Source organism: Amycolatopsis thailandensis, assembly GCF_042723255.1.
GTDB classification, from domain to species: Bacteria; Actinomycetota; Actinomycetes; order Mycobacteriales; family Pseudonocardiaceae; genus Amycolatopsis; species Amycolatopsis thailandensis.
In genome coordinates, this window is sequence record NZ_JBHXJK010000036.1 from 18,915 (window position 1) to 44,221 (window position 25,307).

27 protein-coding genes are annotated in these 25,307 nt (G+C 69.6%); 9 read left to right on the forward strand and 18 right to left on the reverse strand.

The features are described 5' to 3' along the window. Positions 1–57 precede the first annotated feature (57 nt). Both ACFWMR_RS16760 and ACFWMR_RS16765 read left to right on the forward strand, forming a co-directional pair. Complete coding sequence (locus ACFWMR_RS16760; protein ID WP_093938845.1) at positions 58–936, forward strand: LysR family transcriptional regulator ArgP; 879 nt, start codon at positions 58–60, stop codon at positions 934–936. A gap of 38 nt (positions 937–974) precedes the next feature. After that, positions 975–1,562 (forward strand): HhH-GPD-type base excision DNA repair protein, encoded by a 588-nt coding sequence (locus ACFWMR_RS16765; RefSeq protein WP_378378987.1) that lies wholly within the window; start codon positions 975–977, stop codon positions 1,560–1,562. On the opposite strand, the gene ACFWMR_RS16770 is transcribed toward ACFWMR_RS16765, so the two are convergent. Genes ACFWMR_RS16770 through ACFWMR_RS16785 form a run of 4 tightly spaced genes read right to left on the reverse strand, consistent with a single transcriptional unit; the run spans position 1,563 to position 3,885 of the window. Next, the gene (locus tag ACFWMR_RS16770; RefSeq protein WP_378378988.1) at positions 1,563–2,129 is read right to left on the reverse strand and encodes a GNAT family N-acetyltransferase; all 567 of its coding nucleotides are present in this window, start codon (positions 2,127–2,129) and stop codon (positions 1,563–1,565) included. Between the two features lie 7 nt (positions 2,130–2,136). After that, on the reverse strand, positions 2,137–2,718 hold the full coding sequence (locus ACFWMR_RS16775; protein ID WP_378378989.1) for a hypothetical protein: 582 nt from the start codon (positions 2,716–2,718) through the stop codon (positions 2,137–2,139). Beyond that, positions 2,700–3,344: a spermine/spermidine synthase domain-containing protein gene (locus ACFWMR_RS16780; protein ID WP_093938840.1), complete on the reverse strand. Its 645-nt coding sequence runs from the start codon at positions 3,342–3,344 to the stop codon at positions 2,700–2,702. Before ACFWMR_RS16780 ends, ACFWMR_RS16775 begins: the two co-directional genes overlap by 19 nt. 22 nt (positions 3,345–3,366) lie before the next feature. Next, on the reverse strand, positions 3,367–3,885 hold the full coding sequence (locus ACFWMR_RS16785) for a TrmH family RNA methyltransferase (protein ID WP_378378990.1): 519 nt from the start codon (positions 3,883–3,885) through the stop codon (positions 3,367–3,369). Positions 3,886–3,988: 103 nt separating this feature from the next. Here ACFWMR_RS16785 and ACFWMR_RS16790 point away from each other — a divergent pair, with 103 nt between their 5' ends. Beyond that, entirely contained in the window at positions 3,989–4,177 is a 189-nt protein-coding gene (locus tag ACFWMR_RS16790; protein ID WP_093938839.1) for a DUF1918 domain-containing protein, read from the forward strand. 3 nt (positions 4,178–4,180) lie between these two features. Here ACFWMR_RS16790 and ACFWMR_RS16795 read toward each other — a convergent pair whose 3' ends face one another. Next, on the reverse strand, positions 4,181–5,350 hold the full coding sequence (locus ACFWMR_RS16795) for an MFS transporter (RefSeq protein ID WP_378378991.1): 1,170 nt from the start codon (positions 5,348–5,350) through the stop codon (positions 4,181–4,183). 223 nt (positions 5,351–5,573) lie between these two features. Between ACFWMR_RS16795 and ACFWMR_RS16800 the strand changes: the two genes are divergently transcribed. Beyond that, positions 5,574–5,891 carry an ArsR/SmtB family transcription factor gene (locus ACFWMR_RS16800; protein ID WP_093938837.1) on the forward strand — a complete coding sequence of 106 codons (318 nt, stop codon included), beginning with the start codon at positions 5,574–5,576 and terminating at the stop codon, positions 5,889–5,891. Positions 5,892–6,086: 195 nt separating this feature from the next. Further along, a complete protein-coding gene (locus ACFWMR_RS16805; protein WP_093938836.1) occupies positions 6,087–7,259 on the forward strand; it encodes an MFS transporter in 1,173 nt (390 codons plus the stop codon). A 4-nt stretch (positions 7,260–7,263) separates the two neighbouring features. On the opposite strand, the gene ACFWMR_RS16810 is transcribed toward ACFWMR_RS16805, so the two are convergent. Next, a complete protein-coding gene (locus ACFWMR_RS16810) occupies positions 7,264–7,563 on the reverse strand; it encodes a DUF3017 domain-containing protein (RefSeq protein ID WP_007032100.1) in 300 nt (99 codons plus the stop codon). Between the two features lie 153 nt (positions 7,564–7,716). On the opposite strand from ACFWMR_RS16810, the gene ACFWMR_RS16815 reads away from it, so the two are divergent. Continuing rightward, positions 7,717–10,455: a TNT domain-containing protein gene (locus ACFWMR_RS16815; protein WP_378378992.1), complete on the forward strand. Its 2,739-nt coding sequence runs from the start codon at positions 7,717–7,719 to the stop codon at positions 10,453–10,455. A 70-nt stretch (positions 10,456–10,525) separates the two neighbouring features. Here ACFWMR_RS16815 and ACFWMR_RS16820 read toward each other — a convergent pair whose 3' ends face one another. From ACFWMR_RS16820 to ACFWMR_RS16855, 8 genes are all read right to left on the reverse strand, one after another. Next, positions 10,526–11,113 (reverse strand): pentapeptide repeat-containing protein, encoded by a 588-nt coding sequence (locus ACFWMR_RS16820; protein WP_378378993.1) that lies wholly within the window; start codon positions 11,111–11,113, stop codon positions 10,526–10,528. A 22-nt stretch (positions 11,114–11,135) separates the two neighbouring features. Further along, complete coding sequence (locus tag ACFWMR_RS16825) at positions 11,136–12,203, reverse strand: reverse transcriptase family protein (RefSeq protein ID WP_378378994.1); 1,068 nt, start codon at positions 12,201–12,203, stop codon at positions 11,136–11,138. Between the two features lie 139 nt (positions 12,204–12,342). Next, positions 12,343–12,825 (reverse strand): VOC family protein, encoded by a 483-nt coding sequence (locus ACFWMR_RS16830; RefSeq protein WP_378378995.1) that lies wholly within the window; start codon positions 12,823–12,825, stop codon positions 12,343–12,345. Positions 12,826–12,893: 68 nt separating this feature from the next. Next, entirely contained in the window at positions 12,894–13,403 is a 510-nt protein-coding gene (locus ACFWMR_RS16835) for a hemerythrin domain-containing protein (RefSeq protein WP_378278286.1), read from the reverse strand. Between the two features lie 106 nt (positions 13,404–13,509). Then, positions 13,510–16,863: an error-prone DNA polymerase gene (locus ACFWMR_RS16840; RefSeq protein ID WP_378378996.1), complete on the reverse strand. Its 3,354-nt coding sequence runs from the start codon at positions 16,861–16,863 to the stop codon at positions 13,510–13,512. Between the two features lie 3 nt (positions 16,864–16,866). Beyond that, the gene (locus tag ACFWMR_RS16845) at positions 16,867–17,019 is read right to left on the reverse strand and encodes a hypothetical protein (RefSeq protein WP_167406425.1); all 153 of its coding nucleotides are present in this window, start codon (positions 17,017–17,019) and stop codon (positions 16,867–16,869) included. Between the two features lie 2 nt (positions 17,020–17,021). Continuing rightward, a complete protein-coding gene (locus tag ACFWMR_RS16850) occupies positions 17,022–18,623 on the reverse strand; it encodes a DNA polymerase Y family protein (RefSeq protein ID WP_378379014.1) in 1,602 nt (533 codons plus the stop codon). Between the two features lie 14 nt (positions 18,624–18,637). Beyond that, complete coding sequence (locus ACFWMR_RS16855; protein ID WP_378378997.1) at positions 18,638–19,369, reverse strand: hypothetical protein; 732 nt, start codon at positions 19,367–19,369, stop codon at positions 18,638–18,640. Between the two features lie 195 nt (positions 19,370–19,564). Here ACFWMR_RS16855 and ACFWMR_RS16860 point away from each other — a divergent pair, with 195 nt between their 5' ends. Together ACFWMR_RS16860 and ACFWMR_RS16865 are read left to right on the forward strand one after the other, a co-directional pair. Next, positions 19,565–20,401: a hypothetical protein gene (locus tag ACFWMR_RS16860; RefSeq protein WP_378378998.1), complete on the forward strand. Its 837-nt coding sequence runs from the start codon at positions 19,565–19,567 to the stop codon at positions 20,399–20,401. A gap of 27 nt (positions 20,402–20,428) precedes the next feature. Further along, positions 20,429–21,019, forward strand: a complete 591-nt coding sequence (locus ACFWMR_RS16865; RefSeq protein WP_378378999.1) for an HD domain-containing protein — start codon at positions 20,429–20,431, stop codon at positions 21,017–21,019. Positions 21,020–21,022: 3 nt separating this feature from the next. Here the strand turns inward: ACFWMR_RS16865 and ACFWMR_RS16870 are convergent, their stop codons facing one another. From ACFWMR_RS16870 to ACFWMR_RS16880, 3 genes are read right to left on the reverse strand one after another with little or no spacing between them, the layout of a single operon-like run. Then, positions 21,023–22,369: a hypothetical protein gene (locus tag ACFWMR_RS16870; RefSeq protein ID WP_378379000.1), complete on the reverse strand. Its 1,347-nt coding sequence runs from the start codon at positions 22,367–22,369 to the stop codon at positions 21,023–21,025. Between the two features lie 58 nt (positions 22,370–22,427). Continuing rightward, positions 22,428–22,865 (reverse strand): VOC family protein, encoded by a 438-nt coding sequence (locus ACFWMR_RS16875; RefSeq protein ID WP_378379001.1) that lies wholly within the window; start codon positions 22,863–22,865, stop codon positions 22,428–22,430. 13 nt (positions 22,866–22,878) lie between these two features. Next, positions 22,879–23,364 carry a pyridoxamine 5'-phosphate oxidase family protein gene (locus ACFWMR_RS16880; RefSeq protein ID WP_093935175.1) on the reverse strand — a complete coding sequence of 162 codons (486 nt, stop codon included), beginning with the start codon at positions 23,362–23,364 and terminating at the stop codon, positions 22,879–22,881. A gap of 182 nt (positions 23,365–23,546) precedes the next feature. On the opposite strand from ACFWMR_RS16880, the gene ACFWMR_RS16885 reads away from it, so the two are divergent. Next, positions 23,547–24,260 (forward strand): SRPBCC domain-containing protein, encoded by a 714-nt coding sequence (locus tag ACFWMR_RS16885; protein WP_378379002.1) that lies wholly within the window; start codon positions 23,547–23,549, stop codon positions 24,258–24,260. On the opposite strand, the gene ACFWMR_RS16890 is transcribed toward ACFWMR_RS16885, so the two are convergent. Then, positions 24,257–25,075, reverse strand: a complete 819-nt coding sequence (locus ACFWMR_RS16890; RefSeq protein ID WP_378379003.1) for a hypothetical protein — start codon at positions 25,073–25,075, stop codon at positions 24,257–24,259. The genes ACFWMR_RS16885 and ACFWMR_RS16890 overlap by 4 nt on opposite strands. Positions 25,076–25,307: the final 232 nt, after the last annotated feature.

Here is a 25,307-nt window from a genome sequence, read left to right on the forward strand (position 1 = left end):
ATTAGGAAGCGGACCGTCAACAGTACAGCTAAAGATTCTTACGTAACATTAGCGCTCATGATGAGCGATCTGCCTCTCGACCTGGTCCGCACCCTGCTGACCGTCGCCGACGAAGGCACGTTCGACGCGGCGGCGTCGGCGCTGCACGTGACGCCGTCGGCCATCAGCCAGCGCGTCAAGGCGCTCGAACAGCGCACCGGCCGGGTGCTGCTGATCCGCACGAAACCGGTGCGCCTGACCGAATCCGGGCAAGCCGTCGTGCGCTTCGGCCGTCAGCTGGCCCTGCTGGAGGCCGACACCCGGGCCGAACTCGGCCTGACCGCCGGCGACGAACCGGTCCGGCTGCCGATCGCGGTGAACGCCGATTCGCTGGCGACGTGGTTCTTGCCGGCGCTCACGCGGGTGCCGCCCGAGCAGAAGATCTGCTTCGAGCTGCATCGTGAGGATCAGGACCACACCACGACGTTGCTGAAGGAGGGTCTGGTGATGGCCGCCGTGACGTCGTCGCCGGATCCGGTCGCGGGATGTTCGGTGCACCGGCTCGGGCACATGCGCTATCTGGCCGTCGTGAGTCCTGCGCTCGGCACGGATCTCGACCTCGCCGAAGCACCCGTCATCGTCTTCGACCGTCGTGACGACCTTCAGGACCGCTTCGCCCGCGAACGCGGCACGACCGCGAGTTCGCTGCGGCACTACGTCCCATCGTCCGAAGGGTTCTTCGACGCCGTCACCGCCGGGATGGGGTGGGGCATGGTGCCGCTCGCGCAGATCGGCGACCGGCTGCGTGACGGCACGCTCGTCGGTTTCGACCCGGACCACCCGATCGACGTACCGCTGTTCTGGCAGCAGTGGAAACTCGACTCCCCCGCGCTGGCCGCGGTGTCGGCCGCCGTCACCACCGCGGCCGCGGACCTGCTCGTCGACCCACACGGATGAGGACGCGCGCGACGGCCCGGTCGTGAGATCCTGGGCGCATGACGCGCGCATTGCACCTGGTCGGGGACGAGGAAGCGGACCGGCTGCTGACCGAGGACCCGTTCGCGCTGCTCGTCGGGATGCTCCTCGACCAGCAGTTCCCGATGGAACACGCGTTCCGCGGCCCGCAGAAGATCGCGGACCGGATGGACGGCTTCGACATCCGGAAGATCCACGCGATGGACACCGAGACCTTCGTCGAGCTCTGCGTGGTCCCGCCCGCGATCCACCGCTACGGCGGCTCGATGGCCCGCCGCGTGAAGGATCTCGCGGAGCACGTGGTCGAACGCTACGACGGCGACGCGGCCGGGATCTGGACCGCCGGGCGCCCCAAACCGGACGGCCCGGAGGTCCTCAAGCGGCTCAAGGCGCTGCCCGGCTACGGCGACCAGAAGGCCGCGATCTTCCTCGCGCTGCTCGGCAAGCAGCTCGGTATTCACCCGAAGGGCTGGCGCGCGGCCACCGGCTCCTACGGCGACCGCGGCTCCCGGCGTTCGATCGCCGACGTCGTCGACGCGAAGACCCTCGGCGAGGTGCGGGCGTTCAAGAAGGCGGCGAAGGCCGCGGCCAAGGCTCCGGCGAAGTAGCTACTTCTTCGCAGCTCCCGGCCACGGTCCCGGCGTCTCGGCGGGCAGCTCGGCCTGCTCGACCTCGGTGCGGAACACCCGGAAGCCGCGTGCCTGGTAGTTCTTGAGCGCGGCCGGGCCGTCCGTGGTGCAGGTGTGGACCGTGACGCGGCGCGGCGTCGCCATGCCAGGCCAGCGCTCCGCGAGCACCCATGCCTCGCGCAGCGCGACTGTCAGCAGGTGCCCGCCGACGCCCTTCCCGACGAAGGACGACATCAGGCCGAAGTAGGCGAGTTCGACTTCGCCTTCTTCGCTGCCGTCGAGTTCGAAGTAGCCGCACGGCGTCCCCTGCGCGTAGGCCACCCAGGTCTCGACGCCCGGCCTGTCCAGCCACTCGATCCACTGAGCCCACGTCCAGCTCAGCCGGTCGATCCAGAACCAGTCGCCGCCGACCGCTGTGTAGAGGTAGCGGTTCAGCTCCGGGCTGACCAGCTCGGAGCGCGTGACCGTCACCGGGACGGCGGGCGGTTTCGCCGCGCTCAGGTCGTCCGGCGAGGTCTGTTCGAGGTGCCAGGTCGTGATCTCCATGCGGCGATCATTTCAGCCAGACCCGCAGCGGTCCCAGTGCCGTGTAGCCGTTGCGCAGGGCCGCGTCGAGATCTTCGCCGCGTTCGTAGCCGGTGATCGGTAAACCGGGGAAACTCGCTGCGACGGCCGAGGTCGCGCCGCGCCAGGCGTCGTCAAGATCGCCACGAGTGTACAAATTGGACAGTCCGGCGAAGTCGCCGTCGCGATTCGCGGTCACGCCCGAAACTCCGTCGGACCACACCTCGACGAACGGGTCTTCGAACTCGTCGTCGACTCGGGACCAGCCCGGTTCAAGGGGCATCTGGACCGTGCGGGTGATCCACGTGGCCTCGAAAAGCACCTCGAAGCCGGCTCGCGAAAGATCGAGGCAGCCGAAGCTGTCCTTCACCGCGCAGCCCGGCGACAAGTCGATCCCGTCCAGGACGTCTTCGGCTGTCGCGTCCGGTGTCAAGGTCATCGCGTCCGGGTACAGCGGAGGTGTCCGGCGCGCCGACTTCCAGACGCGGGCGGTGAAAACGCCCGTCCGGCAGACCGTATGACACCAGCGGGCGTTGACCCGTGCGGCGTCGGCTATCTCCGCGCGAACCACAGCACGTCCGGCTCACCCTGCGGCACCGGGATCTTCAGCTCCCGGACCTCACCGAACCGCGCTCGCAGCCGCTTCGCGAACGACGGCACCGACTCGGCGCTCCACACCCCGAGCACGCCGCCGGGCCGCAGCCGCGTGGCGAGCATGTCGAGCCCGTCCTCCTGGTACAGCTTCGCGTTTCCGTCGGTGACCGTCCACTCAGGACCGTTGTCGATGTCGAGGCACAGCGCGTCGAACCGTTCTTCCGTCCGGCGTAACCACTTCACCAGATCGGCCTCCACGACGGTGACCCGCTCGTCGGCGAGGGCGTCGCCGTGGACGTCCTTGAGCGGGCCCTCGCGGTTCCACCCGATCACGGCCGGCTCGCGCTCGACGACCACGATCTCGCCGACACCGGGGTGGTCCAGCGCGGCGCGCAGCGAATAGCCGACACCGAGACCGCCGATCAGCATCCGCGCCTTGCCGGGCACCAGGTCCGCCGCCACCGAGACGAGCAACCGTTCCGATTCACCGTTACGGGTGTCCATCAGGAAGACGCCGTTGGCGATGACCTCGAAGTCTTCCCCCGCCCGGCGCAGTACCAATTCGCCGCTCTTCCCGGCCACTGTGTCGAGTACGTCGGTCATCCCGGCAGCCTATCGGCGACGGTCACAGCAAGCCCGCCAATTTGTACAGCACGAGACTGCCCGCGACGGCGACGTTGAGACTCGCGCCCATGCCCACCATCGGGATTTCGACGACGGTGTCGAGAAGGTCGAGCGCTTCCGGCGGAATGCCTTGCTGCTCATGGCCGAGTACGGCGATCGTCCGGCCGCGCGCGGGCGGGAGATCGGCGAGGCGGACGGATTCGTCGGCCAGTTCGACACCGACGATCGCGGTGCCCGCCGCCTTTTCCCGCGTCAGCCAGCCCGGCGGATCGTTCACCCAGTGCACGCAAGCCGGGCGCCGCAACGTGTTCCCTCGGCGCAGCGCCTCCGGCACCCACGGAAACCTCGGCACGGCAAGGCAGGCACCCACCGCGTCGCAAGTCCGCAGAAGCGTGCCGAGATTCGCGCCGTGCAGCGGCCACAGCGGTGCCGCGACGAGATGTCCCCAGCAGGAGTGGGATTTCCTTCTTCTGGCCGCACGCAGTTCCGAGGGCGTGCGGACCCGGATCGACGGGCTCACCGGATGTGAGGCGTCGCGCCTCCAAGGATTTCGAGGATCATGCCCACACTGTAGCGGGATCACCTCCGACGCTCCTAACCTTGAAGCGTCGGAGGTGGTTCTCATGCAGGCGACCGTCGGAGACGAGATCCACGTGCACGGACGCACGGTGGGCTCGGCCGGGCAACGCGGCGAAATCCTCGAGGTACGCGGAGAACACGGTGGCCCGCCGTATCTCGTCCGGTTCGCGGACGGACACGAAGGGCTGGTGTTCCCCGGCCCCGACTGCGAAGTCCAGACTCGCGCCGAATAGGCGTCAGTCGGCCAATGCGGGCTGCCTCACGCGGCTCCGCCAGCCCACCACGACCACGGCCGCTCCGAGCGCCGTCAGCACCGCCGCGATCTCGGGCAGCAGGAGCGGCCCGCCGCCGCTGAGCACCGCTCCCCCGACCAGGCCGGACAGTCCGACGCCGAGGTAGATCGCGGACGCGTTGAGCGAGAGGACGAGCCCCGCGTTCTGCTTGGACAGCTCGATCAGCCGGTGCTGGATCGGCGGGTTGATCGACCAGGTGGCCAGGCCCCAGAGGAACAGGATGACGGCCGCGCCGGCGACGCTGGTCGCGACCAGCGGCAGCAGCGCGAGCACCACGGTGATGCCGCCGAACACGATCAGCAGCGGGCCGCGGGCGCCCCAGCGGTCGGTCGCGCGGCCGCCGAGGACGTTGCCGAGCGCGCCGCCCGCGCCGTAGACGAACAGCAGCAGGCTGACCGTGGTGCCGTGGACGCCCGCCGTGGCGGACAGGACCGGCGAGATGAAGGTGTAGACGGAGAACGCGGCGAGGCAGCCGAGCACGGTCGCGCCGAGCATGGCGAGGACACGCGGGTCCTTGGCGACGGTGAACCGTTCGGCGAACGGGACTGGCGGCGGTGCCGGGACGGCGGGCAGGACCAGCCGGACCGCGAAGGCACCGAGGAGCGAGAAGGCCGCGACGAGCGCGAAGACGGCCTGATAGCCGACGCTCTGCGAAAGGACGCTGCCGAGCGGGACGCCCAGGATCGTCGCGATGGTCAAGCCGCCGAAGACGAGCGCGACCGCGCGACCCCGGCGTTCCGGCGAGGTGAGTTCGGCGGCGACGGCGCTCGCGGCCGGGGTGAAGACCGCGGCGCCGATCGCGGTGACGACCCTCGCGAGGAGCAGGGTCACGTAGCCGGGCGCGAGGGCGGCGAGGGCGTTGCCGATGGCGGTGACGACGAGGGCGGCGACCAGGAGCGTGCGCCGTTCCCAGCGGCCCGAGACGGCGGCGAACAGCGGCGAGCCGACGGCGTACGCGATGGCGAAGGCGGTGACCAACTGGGCGGCGGCCGTCTCGGAGACCGCGAGCTCGCCGGTCAGCGCGGGCAGCAGCCCGGCGACGACGTACCCGCTGGTGCCGACCGCGAAGGTGCCGAGCGCCAGCACCGCGGTCCTGGGTGGTGCGAAAGTCATGACTCCCCAGCTCCAGACCCCCGTCGATCGCGTTTAGCCCGCTAAACGCGAGTCGGTGCCGGAGCGCGTTTAGCCCGCTAAACGCAGGTCTGCGCGGCAGGCGACCAGAGCGCGATTAGCCCGCGAAAGTCGACGTGGGGTCGTTGTTCGATGGTTGTCGTAGTTCGATGGAGACCGTACTACGAACTCGCCAGAAGTTCGAGGGGCGTCGTACTATGGACCCATGGCCGCGACGACCCAGCAGTACGTCTACCCCGATCAGGACGAGATCCGGATCGAGGCGGTCCTCGCCGCGCTCGCGGACCCGGTGCGGCTCGACATGGTCCGCCAGCTGGCCGGCGCCGACACCGAGATCTCGTGCAGCGGTTTCGACGTCGCCGTGACCAAGTCCACACTCACCCATCACCTCCGCACCCTGCGCGAAGCGGGCATCATCATGGGCCGCCAGCAGGGCACCGCGCGCTACAACTCCTTGCGCCGCAACGATCTCGACGAGCTCTTCCCCGGCCTGCTCCAGGGAGTGCTCGCCGCCCGCCGCTGAGGGTGGGCAGCCTCACCCGAAACCGGGATGACAAACGCCCCCTCGATCCGTTGAACTGGACGCAGGACAGCTCGTCGGCGCTGGAGCCACACGCGCTGTCTTCTTTTGTGTCCGAGACCTAAATCGATTCAGCTCTCCCATCCGCGACGCTGGGCGAGTAATCGTTTACTCACGTACGACCCCGGAAGGAGAGCCGTGCCCGTCGCGCTGCTCGCGCTCGCCATCGGTGCCTTCGGCATCGGGACCACCGAATTCGTCATGATGGGCGTGCTGCCCGAAGCCGCCGCCGACTTCGGCGTGTCGATCCCCTCCGCCGGCTACCTGATCTCCGGGTACGCCCTCGGCGTCGTGGTCGGCGCCCCGCTGCTCACCGCCGCCGCCGTCCGGCTGCCGCGCAAGACCATGCTGCTGGCGATGATGGGGCTGTTCACGCTCGGCAACACCCTCTTCGCGCTTTCGCCGAACCAGGAGTTCGGCGTCGCCTTCCGCTTCCTCGCCGGTCTGCCGCACGGCGCGTTCTTCGGCGCCGGCGCGGTCGTCGCGTCCAGCCTGGCCAAGCCGGGCGAACGCGCGAAGGCCGTCTCGATGATGTTCCTGGGCCTGACCCTGGCCAACGTCGTCGGTGTGCCGCTGGGGACGCTGCTCGGCCAGAAGGTCGGCTGGCGCGCGACCTTCGGCGTCGTCGCCGTGATCGGCCTGATCGCCATGGCCGCGATCGCGAAACTGGTCCCCCACCAGGGCAAACCGGTCGAGCCGTCGCTGCGCGGCGAACTCGGCGCCTTCCGCCGACCGCAGGTGTGGCTCGCGCTCGCGATCGTCACGTTCGGCCTCGGCGGCGTCTTCGCCTGCCTGTCCTACATCGCGCCGATGCTGACCGACGTCACCGGCTACTCGCCGTCGAACGTCACCCTGCTGCTCTCGCTGGCCGGGGTCGGCATGACGATCGGCAACATCCTCGGCGGCAGGCTCGCCGACAAGGCGCTGATGCCGAGCCTCTACGTCTCACTGTTCGGACTGGCCACGGTGCTGGCGATCTTCACCTTCACCGCGAACGGCAAGGTCGGCGCGGCGGTCACGATCTTCTTCGTCGGCCTCGCCGGGTTCATGATCGGCCCGATGATGCAGGCCCGGATCATGGAGAAGGCGGGCGGGACGCCGTCGCTGGTCTCCGCCGCCGTGCAGTCGGCGTTCAACATCGCGAACTCCATCGGCGCCTACCTGGGCGGACTGGTGATCGCGGGCGGGTTCGGCCTGGTCGCGCCCAACTGGGTGGGGGCGTCGCTGGCCGTGCTGGGACTCTCACTGGCCGCGGTGTCCGGCGGCCTGGACCGCCGCGAAGCCCGGCTCACCCCCGCCATGGCCTCCTGACCACTCAGGACAGTGGGCCGCCGGTGATCGTGAAGGCGATGAACAGGATCAAGACGGACAGCGCGCCGTAGGTCAGGACGTCGACCGGCTTGCCCCGGATCGCCAGCAGGCCGGCCTTGGCTTCGGGCAGCGCCGCCCGGAGCAGGCCCGCGAGCAGCAGCGCCCCGCCGATCAGCGCGGCGCCCTGGCGCCAGTGGTACTGCCCGATCCGCAGGGCGGCGACGGCCACCACCAGCATCACCAGCAGGAACGGCAGGTGATGGAGCAGTGCCCCACGGTCACGCCGCTGTCCGGCCACCGCCATCAGTCCTCGTCCTTCGGGGTCTCGCGGGCAAATCGGTTCACGTCGTCAGTATCCCGGGTGAGTGACGCGGCAGCAGGTCAGGGCTTATTCCGGGCTGTCAAGAGCGGCAAAACCCACATGCGGGGTGCACACAAGCGCGGATACGGTCAAAATGTGACCGTGGCACAACCGACGACTCAGTTGAACGCGACCGAGCAGGACACCCTGGTCAAACAGATCGGCCTCGCCCTGCTGCGGGCCGCGCCGCGCGATTGGCGGAAGGTGACCGCCGAGTACCGAGCCGTCGGCAGGTACCACGAGATGACCGGCGAGATCATCACCGAGGACGGCACCGCGCACGAGTGGGTCGCGACGCACGACATCGCGACGCTCTTCGGCAGGCTCCGTGCCGGCATGTATCGCGACGGCCGCGGCACCTGGTTCAACGCCCGATACCAGCTCGACCACCCGTCCAGCTACAACCTCGAGTACAACCGCGACGAGCCCCAGTGGCGCCTCGCGCCGCCTCCTCAGGCGCTCTCCGACGAGCTGCGCATGTTCCCCCGCTCCGAGGAGAACGTGCCCGAATGGCTGATCCGGCGCATGTCCGGCCTCGGCCCGGAGCAGCCCGGACCGCACTTCCGCATCGCCCGCATCTTCGACACCATCGGCCCGGCCGGGCGTCCGGTGATCAACCGGCCCGACCTGGAGATCGAAGAGCAGGACAGGCTGCTCGAGTATCTCGACCACGCCCCGCTGGTGGTCCCCGAGCGCGGCTACGACATCGACAGGCTCGCGCAGACCCCCGAGGCCACCGTCCCGGTCGCCTTCCACAGCGACGGGCAGTGGATCTGGCCCGCCGCCGTCAACTTCTACCTGCGCGAGTACGGCGTCTCGCCGGAACTCGACCTGATCGAGCACGTCCGGCAGAACGATTTCGCGCTGCCCGAGGTCGACGCCCAGACGGCGCAGGCCGCGGCGGGGTACCTCACCAGGGGGAACCAGCCCCCGCAGCAACGTCCCAACGGCCCGGGTGGACCCAACGGCGTCCCCGCCGGCCCGCCTCCGCAGGGCCCGCCGCAGAACGGCCCGGTACCGAACGGCCCCGCGCAGAACGGTCCCGTGCCGCCGCAGCAGCAGGCCGCGGTCAACCAGCCCGGACCCCACGGTCCCGGTGGCCCCGCGGGTCCTGGTCCGAACCAGGCCGCTCAGCCACCCGTCCCGCCGCCGCATCAGCAGGGTCCGGATCCGGCGGTGGCGGCAGCCGCGGCCGCCGCACCGGTCGCCGCCGCGGCGGCCGTTCCCGCCGCCGAGTCGACGGTCCCGGATCAGGCCGAGCAGGCCCAGCGGTACGAAGAGGACTACGACACCCAGGACTACCAGGCGCAGGACTTCCACGAGGCCGCCGCCGAGCAGCAGTACGAAGACGGCTACGAAGGCCCGTACGCGCACGACGAGGCGCAGTTCCACGAGTCCGAACAGGACGTCTACGCCGACGAGGACCGGCAGGACGAGGCGTCGCATCAGCTCGCCGAGCCCGAACCGGAGCCGCGGACCGCCGACCCGGAGGCCACCACGTACGCGAGGCCTCCGCGGGTCGACGCCTACGAGCAGCCTCGCGACGAGGAGCAGGACGCGTACATCCGGCAGGAGGAGAGCCAGCCGTACGCGCCTCCCGAGGAGGAGTCGACCACCGGCTACACACCGGTCGAGCAGGCCGACGCCGGCCCCGAACTGCCTCTCCTGACGCATGACGCGGAACCGAGCGTCCCCCCGCCGTCGGACTCCGAGGTCACGCAGGTCGACGCCCCACCGCAGGAGCGGGGGACCTTTGCTGCCGCTCCCGTTCCCGTGCCGCCCCGGCCGGAGCCCGAACCCCGGCGTGAGGAAGCCCCGCGCCGCGTCGAGCACCCGGTGCCGGTGCTGAACGAGCTCCAGGCGAAGTTCGACGACCTCGACGTGCCCGGCGACGTCTACCGCATCGGGGGCCCGGCCGACCACGGCTGGAGCGTCGAGGAGGTGGACGGCGGCGGCTGGCGGGTCGGCTGGTACGACGGGAAGCTGACCAACCCGGCGGTGTTCGGTGACGCCGAGGACGCGGCCGCGTTCATGCTCGGCAAGGTCCTGCTGAACCCGAACGGCGCTCCTCCTGTCGACGAGCGGCCTTTGGACGATCAGGCCTTCGACGACGAGCCCGCCGTCGAAGAACCGCCCGCCGAGGAAGTGCCTCCGCCCCGCCCCGTGCTGGCGACGTTGTCCCCCGAGATCGCGACCGGTTCGCATCCGGTGCCGCCGCGGGAGGCGATCCCGGCACAGGAGCAGACGGCGTTCACGACGGCCGAGGAGCTGCTCGGGGACGACTTGGACGACGAGCCCGCCCCCGCGCCGGTCCCGCCCGCGCCCCCGGTGCGGCCGAATCCGGTGCTGGCGAGCCCACCGCCCGCGCCGCCGCGCCGCGAACGGCCGGTGACGCCGCCGCCTCCGCCGCCGATGCGGCGTGAGGAACCGGCCCGTCCGCCTGCCGCGGCGGCGAACGCCGGGGCCCCCGACGCCAAGCAGAACTGGCCGATCTCGCCGCTCAACGGCGAGCCGCCGCTGACCCTGTTCCGCGGCAAGGAGCTGCGCGAGCTGCCCGCGGGCAGCGAACTGGACCGCTTCGGCGGCCCGAACGGCAACCTGACCTACGCGGCCGGGACGCCGTTCGAAGAGCGCTCGCTCGTGCCGGAGTGGGTGAACCGGCCATACCACGTGTACCGCGTGCAGCGGCCGCTCGAAGCTCTCGCCGGTGTCGCGATCCCGTGGTTCAACCAGCCGGGTGGCGGGTCGGCGTACCTGCTGCCGGCGTCCATCGAGGAGTTGCTCGCCGAGGGCGACCTCATCGAACTGGACCCGGGCGAACCGCCGATCGACTAGTCGGTTCCGCAATGAAGGGGCCTTTCATCGCAAATTTTGCGATGAAAGGCCCCTTCATTGCACGCGGGGGTCAGTGGACGACGAGGCCGTGCGCGGCGGCGTAGGCGATCGCGGTCTCGGTGTCCACGTGCACGCCCGAGAGGTTCGCCTGCACCAGGCCGTTGGCGTCGATCCGCGCTCCCCGCAGGTCGGCACCGTCGAGTTTCGCGCCGGCCAGCCGGGCACCGGTGAGGTCGGCGCCGCGCAGATCGGCGCCGGTGAGGTCCGCCTCGGTCAGATTGGCCTCGCGCAGCCGCAATCCGGAAAGATCCACTTTGGACAGTCGATTACGGCTCAGTGAGACCAGCGAGAGATCACATTCGGTGAAAGCGATCTTCTGGAACCGGCAGTCCACAAAGGACGATCCAAGCATCGAGCAGGAGCTCCATCGGGTACCGGCGAGCACACTGCGGTCGAAGGTGCACGAGCGGAACGCCGACGCCTCGTGGCGCGACCCTTCGAAGTCGACCTTGGTGAAGTCGCACTGGTCGAAGGTGCAGCCCTGGGTACGCAGGCCGCGCAGGTCGGCCTCGGTGAAATCACAGCCGACGAAACTGCGTTTTTCCCACCATTGCTGGGAAAGGACGGCTTCTCGATAGTCTTCGGCGGTCTCAGTCACCCGTCCAGGATCGCACACCCGCTCACGGCCAGGTGATCCCGTCGAACAACGCGCGCAGCTTCGCCGCCCGTGCCGGCGAGGACGCGCCGATCCACCCGATGCGGCCGAGCAGATGGGCACGGAAGTCCGGATGCGCGGCCCGGTTCTGCGCCTCCGGGCCGGTGCGGACGCAGTTGTGGAGCAGTGCGCGCAGCGCGTCGTAGTCGGCACGTGCCGCGGCGGGTGCGCTGTTGACCACCAGCCCCGCGACCCGTTGCCGCTGGTGCGCGGCGGCGACCGAGGTCTTGTCGTCACGCAGCCGGAAGCCCTCGTCGGTCACGATCCGCCGGACGCCGGGCAGCAACCGGTGCAGCGGCAGGGAATCCCCGGAGAACGCCAGATCGTCGGCGTAGCGTGTGTAGGCCGCGCCCAGTACCCGCGCGAGGCCGTCGAGCCGCCGGTCCAGATGGTGCGTGACCGCGTTCGCGACCGCGGGCGACGACGGCGCGCCCTGCGGCAGATGCGTGGCCGCCAGGTTGTTCAGCAGCCGCACGCGGGCCGGATCCCGCCGTCCGCCGGGCGCGGTGGCGAGAACGTCGGGCGGGACGGCCGTGGTGAGCACGCCCGCCAGCGCCTCCGCCACGGCGGGCGGATAGCCGGCGAGCGCGAGCAGCGCCGAGATCCGGCGCGCGGACACCGCCGGGAAGAACCCTTCGAGGTCCATCCTGACCACGGTCTCCCGGCCGGCGTGCGGCGCGGCGCAGGTCAGGGGCGACCGTCCGCGCCGGAACCCGTGCGCGGCTTCGTGCACCGGCAGCGCCTCGACGACGTGCCGCACGATCCGGCGCTGGAGTTCGGCGATCCGCGGTTTCGGCCGCTCGATGAGCCGCACCCCGCCCGAAGCCGTCGGGATCCAGCGGTAGCCGTAGTGCCGGATCGGTTCGGCCGCGCGCCTGTTCCAGCTTTTCGCGTCGGCGAACCAGGAGAGTTCGCCGGGTGTCAGGTCGAGTGCGGCGGCGCACTCGTCGAACGTCGTCCAGCGGGCGACCTGCCACCGCCAGACGGGCAGGGGTTCGATGGGCGACGCGGAGATGACTCTTTCTCCTGTCATCCGCGCGGACACGCACGCGAAGCATGCCGCTCTCGCGCGGGACGCCTTGTCTCGCTGACTTCGTGCTCCCCGGGGTTGCCCCGGAGTGGGTGGTGATCCACCGGCTCACCTCCGCGTCGCGACCACCACCCTACCGAATTCAGCGGCTCGGGATGATCTTCGCGCTCGCCACGTAGTTCATGGCCTCGATGAACTTCGGGTCGTTCATCCGGCGCTCCATCTCCGGATAGTCGAGGTCGACCAGCCGGGTCTGGATCCACCACAGGTTGCCGAACGGGTCGAGCACCCGGCCGACGCGGTCGCCGAAGAAGAGTTCGGTCTGCCTCGTGACCTCCTTGGCGCCCGCCTCGATGGCCCGTCGCTGCGTCTCCACACTGTCCTCGACGTAGAGCCGCAGATACGCCGGGGTTTCGATCCAGTCGTCCTGCGCGTCGAACAACATGACGACCGAGTCACCGATCCGGACCTCGGCGTGCCCGATCTTCCCGCCCTCGACGTACACCGGTTCGCCCATCGGCTCGGCGTCGAAGACGCGCTTGAGGAAGTCGATCACGCCCGCGGAGTCACGCGAGATGATCCACGGGGTGACCGAGTTGTAGCCGTCGGGGATCGGGTTGCTCATCGGAGTTCTCCTCAGTCGTCCTGGTGCGATGGGAAGAACGCTAGAACCCGTATAGGACAGATCGTGTCCTAATGCGATTTCAGCAGGAAAGAAGGCTTCGTTTCCTGCCACTCCGGCATGTCCAGCGAGTCGAGCACCTCGACGATCCGCTTCTCTTCGTAGCGGAAATGCGTCTCCATGATCGCGGTGAGGCCGTCCAGTTCCCGTTGGACGTCGAGGATCTCGTCCTGAGTCGACCCGGGGCCGACACCGGCGACCAGCTCTTCGAGCCGTTCGATGATCCCGGTCATCACCCCGTGGTCGTGCGCGAGCTCTTCGAGCGACGGCCGCAATTCGGGGAATTTGTCCGCCAGCACAAGGAAAGCGCCGCCGTCCTCGCCGGTGTGATGCCTTGTCAGCGCCGAGCAGAAGGTGAGGCAATGCGCCCGGAGATCGCGCAGCCGCTCGGCACGCCCCTCCGCGACCGACCCGAGGTCGTCGTGCAGCAAGGCCAGCTCTTTACGCAACCAGTCGTGAACTTGAACGAGTTGTTTTCCGAACGCCGTCAACCGGCCGTTCGTCCGAGAAGGGGTTTCCATGATTTCCCATGGTCCGGCGCCTCCATGCCCGCGACGGTCTCTTTGCCGGGTGCACTGCGACGCTGGGGGAACTTCAGCACGGCCCCCGGGTGATCGTCAAGAGGTTTCAGTGGAAGTCACGGGACTTGGCGGTGATCCGCAGCGGCAGGTGCCGGATCTGTTCGGCGAGGACGTTCACCACCTCGCCGGTGCGCTCGACCACGCCGCGGACCAGCAACGCGGGACTGCCGCGGGCGACCCGGTGATAGCGCTGCCACACACCCATCGTGCAGATGATGTTGATCATCCCCGTTTCGTCTTCGAGGTTCATGAAGGTGACGCCGCCCGCGGTCGCCGGCCGCTGGCGATGGGTCACCGCGCCGCCGGTCAGCACCCGCGTGCCGTGCGGGACTTCGCGCAGGCCCGCCGCCGTGACGACACCGAGTTCGTCGAGGCTCTCCCGGACGAACTGGGTCGGGAAGCTGTCCGGCGACACCCCGGTGGCCCAGACGTCCGCGGCCGCGACGTCGATCGCGTCCATCCCCGGCAGCATCGGCGCCTTGGCCCCGGTGGTGAGTCCCGGCAGTTTCTCCAGGCTTTCGTCGGCGACCGCGCCCGCGGCCCAGAGCGCGCTTCGCCTGCTCTCACCGAAACACCCGAACGCGCCGGCCGCGGCCAGCGCCTCGACCTGCGGCGTGGTCAGCCGCACCCGCCGGGCGACCTCGGGCAGATCCTCGAACGGGCCGCCGCGATCCCTTTCCCCGACGATCTCCTTCGCCAGGTTCTCACCGATCATCCGCACGGTGGACAGACCGCCCCGTACGGCGAGCAGTTCTCCCCCTTCCGGCAAGGGTTCCAGCGTCGCGTGCGGGAGACTCGCGTTGATGTCCGGGCCGAGCACCCGCACCCCGTGCCGCCGCGCGTCGGCGACGAGCGACTGCGGCGAGTAGAACCCCATCGGCTGGGCGCGCAGCAAACCCGCCAGGAACGCGTCCGGGTGGTAGTACTTGAAGTACGCGCTCGCGAACACCAGCAAAGCGAAACTCAGCGCGTGGCTCTCCGGGAAGCCGAAATTCGCGAACGCCTTGAGCTTGCCGAAGATCTTCTCGGCGAGCTCCCCCTCGATGTCGTTCTTCGCGGCACCTTCGAGGAAACGCCGTTTGAGCCGTTCCATCTTCTGCTCGGACCTTTTGGCGCCCATGGCGTGCCGTAACTGGTCCGCTTCCGCCGGGGTGAAATCGGCGACGTCGAGGGCGATCTGCATCATCTGTTCCTGGAACAACGGGACGCCGAGGGTCTTCTTCAGCGCGTTCTCCAGTTTCGGATGGTCGAAATCCCATTTCTCCTGCTCGTTCTTGCGCCGGATGTAGGGATGCACCGAACCACCCTGGATCGGACCGGGCCGGATGAGCGCGACCTCGACCGCCAGATCGTAGAACTTCTTGGGGCGCAAGCGAGGCAGGGTCGCCAGCTGAGCGCGGCTCTCCACCTGGAAGACGCCGATCGCGTCCGCGCGGCAGAGCATTTCGTAGACGTTCTGATCCTTGAGATCCAATTCGGAGATGTCGACCTCTTCCCCTTTGTGGTCGTGAACAAGGTCGATCATATAATGCAGGGCCGACAACATCCCGAGCCCGAGCAGATCGAATTTGACCAATCCCGCGGCGGCGCAGTCGTCCTTCTCCCACTGCACGACACTGCGGTTCTCCATCCTCGCCCATTCGATCGGCACCACCTCGCTCACCGGCTGTTCGCAGATCACCATCCCGCCGGAATGGATGCCGAGATGCCGGGGGAAGTCTTCGAGCGCGCAAGCGAGTTCCACGACCTCTTCCGGGATGTCGTGATCGTGGTCCTTCTCCGTGGCCCGCAACGCGCCCCAGCGGTCGATCTGCTTGCTCCAGGCGTCCTGTTGGCCGGGCGAGTACCCCAGCCCCCGCGCCGCGTCCCGGACCGCGGACCGCGCCCGGTAGGTGATCACGTTCGCCACCTGCGCGGTGTTCAGCCGACCGTATTTCCGGTAGACGTACTGGATCGCCTCCTCGCGGCGATCGGACTCGATGTCGAGGTCGATGTCCGGATAGCCGTCGCGATCCGGGGCGAGGAACCGTTCGAAGAGCAAGCCGTAGCGCACGGCGTCGACCTTGGTGATGCCGAGCGCGTAGCAGACCGCCGAGTTCGCGGCCGAACCCCGGCCCTGGCAGAGGATCTTGTTCACCCGGCAGAACCGCACGATGTCCCAGACGATCAGGAAGTACCCGGGGAAACCCAGTTCTTCGATGATGTCCAGTTCGTGGTCGATCAGTTTCCGGGCCTTCTCGCGGTAGTCCTCGTCCTTGTTCTTCTCGTGCTCCTTCGCGCCTTCCTTGGTGAGATGACGCAAATACGACGCTTCGTCGTGCCCCTCCGGCACGTCGAACGGCGGCAGCTTCGGCTCGATGTGGTGGAGTTCGAACGCGCATTCCCGGCCGAGCAGCGCCGCCCGCTGCACCGCGCCCGGGTACCGCTTGAAGATCTCGGCCATCTCCTCTCCCGACCGCAGGAACGCCGTCCCCGCGGCGGGCAGCCAGCCCTCCATGTCCTCCAGTCCGCGCCGGGCGCGGATGGCGCTGAGCGCGTCGGCGAGCGGGGCCCGTTCCGGCCGGGCGTAGTGCGCGGCCGTGGTCGCCACCGTCGGAAGCCCGAACTCCCGGGCCATCTCGCTCAACAGGTCGTTGTGCGTACTGTCCAAGGGAAGGCTGTGGTCGATGAGTTCGACGTAGACGTTTTCCCTGCCGAAGCAGTCGATGAGCTCCTTCAGCCTCTCGACGGCCGCGGCGGGGCCTTCGGTGACGAGCGCCTTGCGCACCGCGCCCTTGCGGCAGCCGGTGAGCACGACACACTTCCCGTCGACCTCTTCGGCGACCGCGCGCAGGTCGTAGACCGGCCTGCCCTTCTCCGCCCTTTCCTTGGGCGACAACGACTCCCTGTCGAAGCCGTACAGCTGACCGGCGGTGATCGCACGGTTCAGGCTCAGGTAGCCGTCCTTCTGCTTGGCCAGCAGGAGAAGGTGCTCGCCCTCGGGATCGGCGAACCCGTTCTGCGGTCCGGACAGGCCGAAGCTGAGCTCGGTGCCGAAGACGGTGTGCACGCCCAGTTCCCTGGCCGCCTCGGCGAAGCGCACCACGCCGTACATGCCGTCGTGGTCGGTGAGCGCGATCGCGTCCAGCCCCAGTCGCGCGGCCTCCTCCACCAGTTCCTCGGGATGGCTCGCCCCGTCGAGGAAGCTGAAGTTCGAATGGCAGTGCAATTCGGCGTACGGCACCCGGCGCGCGGTGGCTCCGTCGTCCTCACCGATCTGCCCTGTCAGGTCCGGGGGCCGCAGATAGCCCTCGCGTTTGGCGCTCCAAGCCGGGCTGTCACCGCCGTCGCCGGGCTGGACCTCGCCCGCGAGCTCGCGGGCGAGGTCCTTCCACGGCCGCGGAGGATTGTTCCAGCCCATCGGTCACCGGTTCTCGATCGAACGTCTCGGCGCGGGGACGAACACTTCCGCCCGCGGGACGCACGCCGCCCAGGCCGTATCCAGCTCCGCACGCTGCACCGGGATGGCCGGTTCCTCCAGCCAGCGCCGCACCAGCCGCGTGTACTCCTCGTCCATGTTCAGTCGTACTTCCCTTCCAGTGTCCACATCGGATTCCGGTGGTTTTCGAAGCGGAGCAGTACCGCCTCCTCTGCGTCACGCCCGTCGGCCAGCAGCACCTGCAACCGGACCCGGGTCCCCGACCGCGCGTGCCCCGCCCCTGCCCGGACGCCGACCAGCCACGGCCCGGCCCAGGCGAGGACCTCGCGCGGCTCTTCGCCCTCGAAACCCACGAGGAACGGCGCGGCGGTGACCCGGCGCCGCGCCGTGATCTCCACGACGCGCCCGTTCTCGTCCAGCACCTGGGCGGGCACCGGCCGGGCGAACACCGTCGCCGGGGAGGGTGACGGGAGCCTCCCCGCCCAGTTCGCGTCCGCCTGCGCGGACTTCTCCCGTCTGTCGCCCCACGGCACCAGCCGGACACGCTCGGCGGGGCCGCGGCCGCCGTCGAGCACCGCGGTGAAGACGCTCTCCGGGCCGAGCAACCCCTGTACCCGCACCAGGGCACGACCGGCCCGCTCGCCGGACAGGCCCTCGTCCTCGGTGGCCGGGCGCAACGTGCCCGTCGCCCCCGATTGCCACAACCCGAGTTGCAGCGACCGGCCTTCGACGGTCTCCTCCGGCTCCAGCCGCAGCCGGACGACACCGGACCGGGGCCGCGCCGAGGTGTCCCGGACTTTCAGCCAGCCTTCGAACTGCCAGCGCACCCTGTCCGCGACGCCGAGCGGGGTGAGCGGTTCGGCGCAGCGCCACACCCGGCCGAGTTGTTCCCCGGTCTCGGTGGTGGCGTAGATGCCGAGGCGGGTACAGGCCAGGCCGTGCGCGGAAAGCCCGGCGTGGAAACGTTCGCCGAGTCCTTTCGCCACGAACGCGGCGGCGTCGATCCGGTCGATCGGCGGATCGAACGCCTTCGCGAGCGAAAGTTCCGGTGGCGGACGACGACGCGACGGCGGTCGCTCGGACCACCCCCGCGCCAGCCGGTGCGCGAGCACGCCTTCCATGCCGAACCGCGCGGAGACGTCGCTTTCGTCGAGCGCCGCGAAGGCGCCCAACGTGCGAAGACCGAGCTGTTTGAGCAAAGTGACCAGCTCGGTTCGGCCGGCTTCGGGCTGGTCGAGTTCGCGGACGGGCAGCGGGGCCAGGAATTCCGCCGTCCCACCGGGATCGACCATCGTCGAACGACGGGCGGCGAGCGTCGCCGCGAACAAGCCGTCGGCGACACCGACCTGGCATTCCACTCCCGCCGCCACGGACACCTCGTCCACCAGTCGTTCGAGGAGGCCGTGCTCGCCGCCGAAGTACCCGGCCGCGCCGTCGACCGGGACGGCGACGATCCCCGGGCGTACCACCTCGACGCCGACGGCCAGCTCCTCCACCGCCCGCGCGACCGACTCGAAGAGCCGGGCGTCACGGCCGTCGTCCTCGCCGAAGACCGCCAGCTCCGGGCAACAGGACTGGGCCTCGCGCCGCCGCATCCCGCGACGGACGCCGAACCCTCGGGCGACCGCGGTGCAGGCGACCACGCGGTTCGCCGAGAAGACCGCGGCCGGGCGGCCGACGGGCTCGCCCGCGACGGCCGCGGCGGCGACCGCGGGCCAGTCCGGGCACCACAGCACCAGCATGCGCAGAGGTGGGTTCACGCCGTCCCCCACCTCGCCGTGGCCGCCGTGACCACCGTGGCCGGCGCGGGGAAGTCCGCTTTCCGGACCTCGCCCTCACCGGGAAACCGCAGCAACGCCGACATCGGCCGGGCGGCCGCACCCCGGCCACCCGTCCGCACCTCCACCTCACGAGCGCGCAGGTAGCCCGCGCCGTCGCCGGTGAGCCCCGTCCAGCGCGAGCGACGACAGCTCAGTTCGACCTCCGCACCGGGCCAGGAACCCAGTGAGAGCAGGACCGAACCACGGTTGCGAGCACGGGCGGACAGCCGTCTCGCCACGTCGGGCCGGGCGAATCCCGGACCGACGACCACGAGATCGAAGCCGTCGAGCAGGGCCGCGGTCACCGCCGGGAACTCGACGCCAGGACGGGGGACCAGCGCCAGCCTGCCCACCTCGACCCCGAGTTCCGCGGCGGCGACCACCCCGAGCGTGGGCAGGCCGACCGCGACCGCCCACGCACCGCCGGCGGTCGCGGCGGCCAGCAGGGTGAGCATCAGTGACGTGGACCCCAGCACCGAAACGGTGCTCCCGCGCCGGAGCCCCGCGGCGGGCAGCAGACCGGACAACGCCGGGGACACCGGGAGCACCCTTCCCGTCGTCCTCGCGTGTTCGGCCGCGGAAGCCACGCCACTGGCCGTGCTCACTCCCGGCAAGGCCGCCAGCCTCGCCAACGGCAAGGCCCGTGCCTCGACCACCTCCGCTGTCACCGGACCCTCCCCACGACATCTAGACCGTCCTTTGTGGACGGCGCTGGACGCACCACGGGGAAGGCGGCGCTTCGAACGCGTGTTCGATAACTCCAGTAGACCGGGTGTCGAGGCGGTTGTCAAGCGAGGCGGGAACGATCACCGGACCTGTCACGTCCGAGAGCGGGAATCCCCACGCCGGAAAGGAAAATCGCAGTGAACGACGCTTGGCCCGAGACGGTGAACGGCTGGGAACTCGCCAGGGAGGGCCACATCGAGAACTACCGCAAACGCTTGGCCAACCGGGTCACGGTCACCGCGATCTGGGAGAACGGGACCGGGCGTGGCCAGGTGGACGCCCGCACCGAACCGCTCGGCGGCGGCCGGACGCTGACCAGCAGCCGCAAGGACTTCCGGGACAAGGAGGCGTTCTGGACCGCCGCGACCTGCGTCCTGGAGATGGCCGCGAATCTGCCGTCACTGGACTGGCACACGAGCCCGGCACCCACGGCGCTGGCCGGGACCGTCGCCGGCATGGTCGAAGCGGAACCCGGCACCAGTGGCTACCCGGAGGCGGAACTGACGTTCACGCTGACCGACGGCCACACCGTGACCTTGTTCATGACCGACGAGCAGGCCTTCGACCTGAGCAACGCCATCTCGCGGCTCGACCACCACGTGTGGTCCGAAGAGCGCGAAGACGACGAAGAAGATGAAGAGGATGAGGACGAAGAAGACGACGAGTTCGAAGAGAGCGACGTCGACATCGACGGGGTACCCGACGTCGAAGAAGTCGTCTCCGGCCCGGACACCGGGCACGACCTGGTCACCCTGCTGGATGACCGGTTCGGGGTCACCGAGGACGACCTGCTGGCCCACGTCGACTGGTCCGCGCTCATCGTGGTGGGTGAACCCGCGGTGGGTTCGCTCATCGAGCGGGGTGACGAACTGACCGCCGCCGTCGCCCCGAGGTGGTATCCGGTCGTCGCGGACCGGCCCGGTGAGCGCTGGGTCGTCCTCAAGCGCACCGGCCTGCGCTACCACGGGGAATGAGCGGGAGTTTCTGTCATTCTGGACGCCATGCCCTCGCCAGCCCTGCGCCGCGCCCTGACTGACCCCGGCGAGCCGCCACTCCGCCCTCTGCCGGACGAAGTGAGCGCGCTGCTGGAGGAACTGTCCGCTCCCCCGCGGCTGGCCGCGCATCTGCGCGCGGTCCACGACGTCGCCCGCTCGCTGGCCGACTGGATGGAGAAGCGGCATCCGGAAGCGGGATTCGACCGCGAAGCGACCCTGTTCGGCGCGGCCGTTCACGACATCGGCAAGACGATCCACCGCGAAGAGCTGTCCGGGCCCGGCTCCGCGCACGAGCAGGCCGGTTACGAACTCCTTGTCTCCCAAGGAATCGAGGTGAACCGGGCCCGGTTCGCGCGGACACACGCCGCCTGGAGCGCGGACGTCGGCGTCGAGGACCTGCTCGTGAGCGTCGCGGACAAGGTGTGGAAGGCGAAGCGGGTCACCGATCTCGAACAGCTGCTGGTCGACCGGTTGACCGTCGCGAGCGGACAGCCGTCGTGGGAGGTCTTCCTGGCACTGGACGACCTGCTCGACCGGATCGCGGCGGATGCCGACGGGAGGCTGGCCTTCCAGGCGAGCCATCCCGTCGACGGCTGAGCGTCAAGCCACGCGCGGCAACGGGGCCGGGTGATACCGCCGGAAAGCGGGGGCGGCGGTGCCCTGTTCACCGTGCAGCCAGTCGTAGAGGAAGCGGAGTTCCGGCCCGAACCGGTTCGCCTCGGCGTTCAACCGCTCCGGCGACGTCGACGACCAGCGCCCGGTTTCGACGCGGTCCCGCAGCACCCGCAACGCCGTCAGTTCCTCGGCGGCGGTGTGCTGACAGTGCCCGGCCCGGTTCACGTACAGCTGCCGGATCCGCCCGGAATCGACGCTGTCACCGTAGGTCCGCTCGTGTTCGGGGGCGACGCCGTCGCCGATCGGGTGCAACGTGACGACGGGCTGATGACCGCGTCCCGTCGGTGTCCCGACGCGGGCGAGCCACCGGGCGGCGACGTCGTCGGCCTGGACGCGGGGCGCGGCGGCGAGCTTGGCGAGATCGGCGCCGAGGTCCAGCCCCGCGTCCCGGTAGGCCTGGTACGCGAGGCCGCGTTCACTCGACCGCGCGAGCAGGCCGCGATAGTCCACCTCGGTGTTCCCGGTCGGGTTCCCGCCGGCCCGCGTCTCCAGATCGGCCCGATGAGCGCCCCACGCGAACTGGTCGTAGACCGCCTCGACGAACTCCGTCTGCTGCCGGATCTGCTCGGCGACGTCGGCGGAGCGCGGACGGTGCGCCGTCGACCAGCCGGGGACGTCGGCGAACGCGTTGGCGAGGGCGAGCCGTGCCCGTCCATCGGGTGACTCCAGCGCCTTCGCGATCGCCTGATGGGCTTTCGCCAGGTTCGCCCCCGGGTCGGCGATGCGGGCGACCTCCAGTTCGGGCGCCAGCAGTGTCCGGACCGCGAACCCGAGGTCCAGCGCCTGGCCGAACAACGCGGAGCCGCCCGCGACCGGACCGCACATCGCCAGCGCGCCGTCGATCCGCCGCGGAAGCCGTTCGGCCAGCAGGACCGCGTTGAGGCCGCCGCCGGAAGCTCCCCAGGTGAGCACCTGCGCCGGGCGGCCGACGTTGCGGTCGAACCAGGACAGCAGCGCCGTCTGATCGTGCACGGCTTCACGGGCCGAGAAGCCGTTCGGCTTGCTGTAGAGCGACGCGGCCAGCGCGTATCCCTCGCCGAGGAGAACGGGTTTCGCCTCCTGCCGGTTGGCGAGCTCGATCTCCTCGGGAACGTAACCCGGTGGGTAGATCCCGTGGTTGTACAGCAACAACTTGCCGTTCCAGTCCGAAGGCACCTCGACCCGGTACCGGGCGCCGTCGATCACTCCGGTGTGCACCCGGACGTCGTCCGTGGCGAGGGCGGGCGCGCCGGTGACGATCAGCGCGGCGGCCAGGATTCCTGTCAACGTCATGGCGGAAATGCTGGCAGCGCGGGGCTTCGCGGGAATCCGTCGAGACGCGGCTTCTCCGCTACGCTTCCCGGCGTACGAGCTCTTCCGCGAGCTCGACGGTGATCCCTTCCGGGCCGCGGACGTAGCAGAGCCGGTAGCTGTCCTCGTACTGCACCAGCTCGCCGACGAGCTCGCCGCCATGCGAGCGCAACCGCTCGAGGACGTCCTCGATGTCCTCCACCGAGAACACGAAATGACGGATGCCGGGCGTGTTCATCGGCACGCGGGAATGGCCGTCCCGCCTCGGCGCCTGGTACTTGATCAGCTCCAGCCCGCCGTGGCCGTCCGGCGTCCGCATCATGGCGAGGTCGGTCCGGACGTCGTCGAGCCCGGTGAGGCGATCGACCGTGTCGCCTTTGAGCGACACCTCGCCTTCCAGTTCGAGACCGAGCGCGGTGAAGAACGCCTTGGCCGCTTCGAGATCGTGGACGACGACGCCGACGTGTTCGAGTTTCATGACCGGTTTCCTTTCAGGCGCTCTGACGGCGCATGAGTTCTTCGACGGCGGTGGGCAGAGTGTTCTCGAAGTCGATGAGCTTGACCCAGGTCGGGGTCACCACGACGCGGACCATGCCGTCGTAGAGCGACCGCACGTTCGCCTCCCATTCGACCCGCTGCTCGGGTGTCATCTCGTAGGTGCCGCTCCACTGCAGGTACTCGTCGGGGATGCCGTCGACGTAGTCCAGCTCGACGGTGCCGCGCAGGAGCAGGATCTTCGGCGGGTGCGATTCGGTGTCGATGGTCAGGGCGACCGCGGGGTTGCGGCGCAACGACGCCAGCTTCGGCGCGTTCGTCGGGGTGCACATGACGATCTCCCTGCCGTTCCAGTGGATGCCGATCGGGATCGACCGCGGCGTGCCGTCGAGCGCGGTGTAGGCCAGCCGGGCCAGGTCGCGGGCCAGGAGCTCCTGGCTGAGCGGGCGGTTCAGGATCTCGTCGATCGTGCTCTGCTGCATGTCGCTCTCCTCGGGTCGCTTTCTTCGCGGACGTCCCGGGGACGCCGCCGTCCCCCGCGCTTCGACACTCGCGATATGTGACCTGGGTCACGTCGCCTTTAGCGGGCTAAACGCGATCCGGTTGTCGAAACGGGCCCTGGCCAGGCGTCGCGTCTGTGAAGGCACACGAGAAAGGGACAGACATGGCGAAGGAATCCGAGGTCCGCTTCGAGGGCTTCATGCCCACTACGCCCGCCGACACCTGGGCGGCGATCACCACAGGCAGCGGCGGCTGGCTCTGGCCGATCCGGTACGAACCGCGCGACGGCGGCGCCGAGTCCGGCCTCACCCCGAACGGCGGCATGGTGACGGTCTGGAAGCCGTCACAACGCTTCGTCACCTACGCGGAAGACGAGAACGGCTGGTTCAACACGCTCGAATACGTCCTCGAACCGAAGGATGGCGGCACGTATCTGCGCTACGAGCACAACACGGTCCTCGACGACTTCGACGTGGAGTACGACGCGTGCAAGCGGCACACGGCGTTCTACTACCACTCGCTGGGCGAGTACCTGACGCACTTCAACCGGCGGGAGGTGAAGTACTTCAAGACCGACGCGCCCGAAACGTCGAAGGCTCCCGAAGCGTTCGAGGTCGTGCGGAGGGCGATCGGCGCGACACTCGCGGGCGACCAGGTGCGCTTCGAGGTGCCGGGCGTCGGCACGATCGAAGGCGTCGTCGACTACCTGACGTCGGCCTTCATCGGCATCCGGACGGAAGACGCGCTGTACCGCTTCTACGGCCGGAACGTCTGGGGCCGGCCTGTCGGCATCGGGCACCACCTGTTCGCCGAAGACGCCGACCTGGACAAGGCCGAGAAGGCGTGGACGGCCTGGCTGAACGGTCTGTACGCCTAGCGGGGCAGCTTCTTCACGATGTCGGCGCCGACGGACTTCGCCGCTTCGGCGGACTCCGCCGGCGGGATCGGCGAGTTCGTGAAGAACCCCTTGTCCCAGCCCTTGTAGGTGACGATGACGACGTACACACCCTGGGTGAAACGCAGTTCGGCACCGCTGAAGGCGCTGTCGGTGTCGAGGGAGACGAGGACCGCCTTGTCCCCGATGCCCTGAACCTGCTGCTGGCGCTCGGACGGCGCGGCCGACCCGGGAGACGCCTCCGCCGCGCGCTTCTCGGCGTCCGGCCCCTCGTGGCGATAGATCGTGACCTGGAGGGCGCGGTCGTGGACGTTGTCGCCGTCCGGTGCCAGCCAGGCGCACCCACGCTGCTTGGTGACGATCTCCAGCGCCTTGATCTCGTTCTCGCGAGAGCCCTGGAAGCTGGTCATGAGCGTCTTGTTCAGGACGTCCGGGGAGATCGCGCACTCGGCGGGCGGCTGCTCGGAGACCGGTGCCTTGCCGACCGACGAGTAGTACTCCGACGCGAAGATGCCGCCGGGGATGCCCAGGCCGAGCAGCACCACGCCGCCCACGATCAGGCCGACGATCAGCCCGGTCTTTTTCTTCTTGGGCGGCTGGCCGTAGCCGGGCGGGCCGTACCCGGGAGGCGGGCCATACCCGGGTTGCTGGCCGTATCCGGGCTGCTGCCCGTAGCCCGGTCCGCCTGGCTGAGGCGGCCCGTAACCCGGCTGCCGGCCGTAGCCCGGCTGGCCTCCCGGCCCAGGTGGCGGGCCATGCCCCGGCCCTTGGCCGTACCCCTGCGGCGGCTGGTGCACCGATCCTCCTACCGATCCTTGCGTACGCTCCGCGTCGCGATTAGGGGGCTAAACGCAGGTCGGTGCCCAGATCGCGTTTAGCCCGCTAAAGGCGACACGCGGTCAGCATGGCACGGCGGCCGGGGGCGGGCACCGGGAATGCCCACGGCGCGGTCCACGGGCACCCCCGGATCGCGATTAGGGGGCTAAACGCAAGTCCGTCGCCAGATCGCGATTAGCCCCCTAAACGCAG

Bases quoted from the DNA above. Each gene is read 5' to 3' on its own strand.
- ACFWMR_RS16760 (WP_093938845.1), top strand. From the start codon at position 58: ATGATGAGCGATCTGCCTCTCGACCTGGTCCGCACCCTGCTGACCGTC.
- ACFWMR_RS16765 (WP_378378987.1), top strand. From the start codon at position 975: ATGACGCGCGCATTGCACCTGGTCGGGGACGAGGAAGCGGACCGGCTG.
- ACFWMR_RS16770 (WP_378378988.1), bottom strand. From the start codon at position 2,129: ATGGAGATCACGACCTGGCACCTCGAACAGACCTCGCCGGACGACCTG.
- ACFWMR_RS16780 (WP_093938840.1), bottom strand. From the start codon at position 3,344: ATGACCGACGTACTCGACACAGTGGCCGGGAAGAGCGGCGAATTGGTA.
- ACFWMR_RS16790 (WP_093938839.1), top strand. From the start codon at position 3,989: ATGCAGGCGACCGTCGGAGACGAGATCCACGTGCACGGACGCACGGTG.
- ACFWMR_RS16795 (WP_378378991.1), bottom strand. From the start codon at position 5,350: ATGACTTTCGCACCACCCAGGACCGCGGTGCTGGCGCTCGGCACCTTC.
- ACFWMR_RS16800 (WP_093938837.1), top strand. From the start codon at position 5,574: ATGGCCGCGACGACCCAGCAGTACGTCTACCCCGATCAGGACGAGATC.
- ACFWMR_RS16810 (WP_007032100.1), bottom strand. From the start codon at position 7,563: ATGGCGGTGGCCGGACAGCGGCGTGACCGTGGGGCACTGCTCCATCAC.
- ACFWMR_RS16825 (WP_378378994.1), bottom strand. From the start codon at position 12,203: ATGACAGGAGAAAGAGTCATCTCCGCGTCGCCCATCGAACCCCTGCCC.
- ACFWMR_RS16830 (WP_378378995.1), bottom strand. From the start codon at position 12,825: ATGAGCAACCCGATCCCCGACGGCTACAACTCGGTCACCCCGTGGATC.
- ACFWMR_RS16835 (WP_378278286.1), bottom strand. From the start codon at position 13,403: ATGGAAACCCCTTCTCGGACGAACGGCCGGTTGACGGCGTTCGGAAAA.
- ACFWMR_RS16840 (WP_378378996.1), bottom strand. From the start codon at position 16,863: ATGGGCTGGAACAATCCTCCGCGGCCGTGGAAGGACCTCGCCCGCGAG.
- ACFWMR_RS16845 (WP_167406425.1), bottom strand. From the start codon at position 17,019: ATGGACGAGGAGTACACGCGGCTGGTGCGGCGCTGGCTGGAGGAACCG.
- ACFWMR_RS16850 (WP_378379014.1), bottom strand. From the start codon at position 18,623: ATGCTGGTGCTGTGGTGCCCGGACTGGCCCGCGGTCGCCGCCGCGGCC.
- ACFWMR_RS16865 (WP_378378999.1), top strand. From the start codon at position 20,429: ATGCCCTCGCCAGCCCTGCGCCGCGCCCTGACTGACCCCGGCGAGCCG.
- ACFWMR_RS16870 (WP_378379000.1), bottom strand. From the start codon at position 22,369: ATGACGTTGACAGGAATCCTGGCCGCCGCGCTGATCGTCACCGGCGCG.
- ACFWMR_RS16875 (WP_378379001.1), bottom strand. From the start codon at position 22,865: ATGAAACTCGAACACGTCGGCGTCGTCGTCCACGATCTCGAAGCGGCC.
- ACFWMR_RS16880 (WP_093935175.1), bottom strand. From the start codon at position 23,364: ATGCAGCAGAGCACGATCGACGAGATCCTGAACCGCCCGCTCAGCCAG.
- ACFWMR_RS16885 (WP_378379002.1), top strand. From the start codon at position 23,547: ATGGCGAAGGAATCCGAGGTCCGCTTCGAGGGCTTCATGCCCACTACG.